Source organism: Kitasatospora sp. NPDC057512, assembly GCF_042802135.1.
Lineage (GTDB): Bacteria > Actinomycetota > Actinomycetes > Streptomycetales > Streptomycetaceae > Kitasatospora.
Genome location: NZ_JBHVET010000771.1, coordinates 1 through 3,834 on the forward strand (window position 1 = coordinate 1; position 3,834 = coordinate 3,834).

4 protein-coding genes are annotated in these 3,834 nt (G+C 74.2%); 1 reads left to right on the plus strand and 3 read right to left on the minus strand.

What is annotated here, in order from left to right:
- Positions 1-169: 169 nt before the first annotated feature.
- On the minus strand, positions 170-661 hold the full coding sequence (locus ACFU6K_RS33445; protein WP_380669495.1) for an NUDIX domain-containing protein: 492 nt from the start codon (positions 659-661) through the stop codon (positions 170-172).
- A 118-nt stretch (positions 662-779) separates the two neighbouring features.
- Here ACFU6K_RS33445 and ACFU6K_RS33450 point away from each other — a divergent pair, with 118 nt between their 5' ends.
- Positions 780-1,226 (plus strand): hypothetical protein, encoded by a 447-nt coding sequence (locus ACFU6K_RS33450; protein WP_380669497.1) that lies wholly within the window; start codon positions 780-782, stop codon positions 1,224-1,226.
- On the opposite strand, the gene ACFU6K_RS33455 is transcribed toward ACFU6K_RS33450, so the two are convergent.
- A complete protein-coding gene (locus ACFU6K_RS33455) occupies positions 1,134-2,111 on the minus strand; it encodes a sigma-70 family RNA polymerase sigma factor (protein ID WP_380669499.1) in 978 nt (325 codons plus the stop codon). The two genes, ACFU6K_RS33450 and ACFU6K_RS33455, sit on opposite strands and share 93 nt — an antisense overlap.
- 146 nt (positions 2,112-2,257) lie before the next feature.
- Entirely contained in the window at positions 2,258-3,535 is a 1,278-nt protein-coding gene (locus tag ACFU6K_RS33460) for a serine hydrolase domain-containing protein (RefSeq protein ID WP_380669501.1), read from the minus strand.
- Positions 3,536-3,834 lie beyond the last annotated feature (299 nt).

Genomic DNA, 3,834 nt, shown 5'->3' on the forward strand with positions numbered 1-3,834 from the left:
CCGGAGCACGGAGTCCGATCCTCAGCAGTGAGCCACCGGCGCCCTGCGCCGGGCGGAGTTCCCGCCCGGCGCAGGGCACTTCCGCCCGGAACCCGGACAGGAACCCGGATCAGTAGTCGGATCGGCAGTCGGATCGGCAGTGGGATCAGCAGTGGGATCGGCAGTCGGGTCAGAAACCGGAGACGTGGGTGGTGACGATACGGACCCGGCCGTCGGTCGACGCCTCCAGCGCCGCCCGCAGCCGGGCCGAACGGGCCGGGCCGAGCAGGTCCAGCGCCTCCTCGCCGGCGGCCCAGCGGTAGTCGTCCAGCTCGCCGGCCGGGACGGTCACGGGGGTGCCGTCCGGGACGGTACCGAAGTCGAACATGAAGTGCTGGGCGGGGTGGTCGAGTTCGGCCGAGGCGTGGGTCCAGGAGATGGCCAGCAGCTCGCCCGCCTCCCGGACGATCCCGGTCTCCTCCTCCAGCTCCCGTACGGCGCACTCGACCGGGCCCTCGCCGAGGTCGATCGTGCCGCCCGGGAACTGCCAGTGCTCGCGGTACCCGGCCTTCACGATCAGGATCCGGCCGGACTCGTCCCGCAGCAGGCAGCCCGCCGCCGCGTAGATCCGGGGCAGGGACGCCAGCCATTCCTCGCGGGACTTCAAGGGCTCAGCCGTCACGGTGCTTCTCCTGGGGCAGGGCGGTTCGGTCGTCCCACTCTGCCACCGGACGCCGGACCCGAGCGGCGGATTCGTCCCCGGACCGATGAGTCGGCGGCGCCGCGACGGTCCAACCCGCATGAGGACCACACCATACGACGCCGTACTGACCTGTGACCTGGGCGCGCTGACCGCCCCCGACCTCGCCCTCGTCGACGCCCTCGCCCGGCTCCGGCTGGCCGCCGCCCGGCACCGGGTGGGCGTGGTGCTGCTGAACGCGAGCGGCCCGCTGCGGGAACTGCTCGCGTTCAGCGGGCTCGCGGCGCTGCTCCCGGGAGCGGTCGATCCGCTGGCCGACGATCCACTGAACGACGACCTGCTGGCCGACGACCCGCTGAACAGCAACCCGCTGGACGGCAACCCGTTGGCCGACGACCCGCTGAACGGCAACCCGTTGGCCGACGATCCGCTGGACGAAGCGGCCCTGGCGGAGCTACTCGGCCGCCAGCCGGGGCGGGAGGCCGAAGATCGGGAAGAGCGCCTCGGTGTCCAGGAAGTTGGTGACCCCGGTGATCCGGCCCCCTGACACCTCCAGCGTGATCAGCGACCACGGTTCGTACCCGCCCGCCGGGCTCGGCCGGTACTGGCCGAAGGCCCGGCCGCCGTTGGCCGTCACCGGGAGCAGCCGGGAACCGCGGCAGCCGTGCCCGGGGCCCAGCATCCAGTCGCGGATCTCCTCCTGCCCGCGCAGCCACATCGAGAACGGCGGCATGTTGAGCGTGACGTCCTCGTGCAGCAGCGCGGCGAGGCCGTCCATGTCGTACGCCTCGAAGGCGCGGACGTAGCGGTCCAGCAGCGCGCGGTGGTCCTCGTCCAGTGCGGGGGCCGGCCGGGCCGCCGGGGCGTCGGCGGCGAGCACCGCCCGGGCGCGCTGGAGCGCGCTGTTGACCGAGGCCACCGTGACGCCGAGCAGTTCGGCCACCTCGGCGGCCTTCCAGCCGAGCACCTCGCGCAGGATCAGCACCGCCCGCTGCCGGGGCGCGAGCCGCTGGAGCACGGCGACGAAGGCCAGCTTCACCGACTCGCGCTGGGCGGCCACCTCGGCCGGATCCCCCGTCTCGGGCAGCACCCGGCCGTCCGGCGCCGGACCGATCCACGTCACCTCGGGCAGCTGGGTGCCGTGCGCGGAGGCCACCGTGACCGGGCCGGCCAGGTCCATCGGCCGGGCCCGGCCGTTGCGGCCGTTCAGCGCGTCCAGGCAGACGTTGGTGGCTATTCGGTACAGCCAGGAGCGCAGCGCGGCCCGCCCCTCGAAGCCCCGGTGCCCGCGCCAGGCGCGGACCATGGTCTCCTGCACCGCGTCCTCGGCCTCGAAGACCGAGCCGAGCATGCGGTAGCAGTAGCCGGTCAGCTCGGTGCGGTACCGCTCCAGTTGGAGCTCGACCGGCTCCTCCGTGATCACGTCGGCCATCGTGCGCCCGCCCCCGTCGTCCTGCCGTGTGCCCTGGTGAACGCGACGAACGTAGCGCACACCACTGACATTGGTGCTCACGGCCGGGCTCGGCCGCCCCGACCGCCACTCCCGGGGGCGGCCGACCGCCCCCGGGACCGGCGGGCTCAGTGCTGCCCGTACGCCTGGCCGGAGCCGAAACCGGTGGTCACCAGCTTCCACAGGGTGGGGAACTCCTCGCCGGTGATGCCGGTCGGGTTGAGCCCGACGACCACGCTGCGGGAGAAGTCGCGGGTGGCGAAGACGCCGGTGGTGTAGCCGGGCCGGGAGCCGTTCTTGCCCCAGACCTCGGTGCCGTTCGGCAGGACGGTGCGCAGCAGGCCGGCCGTGCTGTAGCAGGCGTGCCCGGCGGTCGGGCCGATCTCGCAGTTCTTGTTGTGGTCGTTCGGCAGGTCCGGGACGGCGAACGCCTCGGCCTGCTGGGCGGGCGGCAGCAGCCGGCCCCGGTAGAGCGCCTCGAAGAAGCGCTCCAGGTCGGCGGCGGAGGAGATCATGCCGCCCTCGGCCCACGGGTACGGGCTCTGCTCGGTGACGTCCACCCGGGCGGTGCTGCCGTCGGCGTTCCGGACGTCCACGTAGCCGGTGGCGTGCGGGCCGCGGATGGTCAGGTCGTCGGCGGCCGGGACGTAGGTGGCGTGCAGGCCGAGCGGGCCGGTGATGCGCCGCCGCACCTGGTCGGCGTAGTCGTCGCCGGTGACCTTCTCGATCACCAGCGCGGCGACGAAGTAGTTGTTGCCGTTGTACTGCTGGGCGGTGCCGGGTGCGAAGCCCATCGGCTGGGCGACCATGTCCGCCACCACCTGCTGCGGGCTGTAGGAGGTCGCCTTGTGCGCGGCGAACCACGCCGTGCTGCCGTCCCCGGAGGTCATCCCGCCGCCCCCGGGCAGGCCGCTGGTGTGGTTGAGCAACTGCCGTACGGTGACCGGCGGGTAGCCCGCCGGCAGCAGTCCGGGCAGGTACTGCTGCACGGTGCCGTCCAGGTCGACCCGGCCCTCGCCGGCGAGCTGGAGCAGCACCGTCGCGGTGAACACCTTGGTGACGCTGCCGATCCGGAACCGGGCGTTCGCCGGCACGTCCTCCCCCGAGGTGCCGCGCCACCGGGCGTCCCGGCCGCCGACCCGGACCAGCGCGCCGGTGACGCCGGCCGGCAGCGAGTGGAGGGTCTCGGCGAGCGACTCCCGGTCCAGCGGGCCGGGTCGGGCCGTGGCGGAGGCGGTGGTGTCGAGGGCGGTCGGGGAGGCGGCCGGGGAGGCGGTCGGGGAGGCGGTCGCGGCCAGGGCCGGGGTCGCGGCACCGATCGTGGCGACGCCGACGGTGGCGGCGGCGAGCAGCGCACCGGTCGCCACGAGGGCGGACCAACGACCGGTACGGGCAGGGGTGTTCATGGGGAGTCTCTCCAACGGCGGCTCGCCCGGCGGGTGTCGGACCGCCCTGGTCGGCGGCCCGCCCGGCCGGCGGTGGCTCGGGCACTCGGACAGGAGAGAGTCTTCGGGACGGCGCCGGGCCGCGACATCCGGGAGCGGCCCCGAGCATTCCCCGAAAACGTCCCTGACCGCACGTCAGGGATCACGGCCAGGGACATGCGTCGGGGATCACGCGCCGGGGGCGGGCGGCCGCGCTCCGGCCACCCGCCCCCGCGTACGGCGCGACTCAGTGGGCGGAGTGCTTCTCCGCGCCACGGTGG

What these genes read in the sequence shown, in the direction of transcription:
- ACFU6K_RS33450 (WP_380669497.1), top strand. Translation starts at nt 780, where the DNA reads ATGAGGACCACACCATACGACGCCGTACTGACCTGTGACCTGGGCGCG.
- ACFU6K_RS33455 (WP_380669499.1), bottom strand. Translation starts at nt 2,111, where the DNA reads ATGGCCGACGTGATCACGGAGGAGCCGGTCGAGCTCCAACTGGAGCGG.
- ACFU6K_RS33460 (WP_380669501.1), bottom strand. Translation starts at nt 3,535, where the DNA reads ATGAACACCCCTGCCCGTACCGGTCGTTGGTCCGCCCTCGTGGCGACC.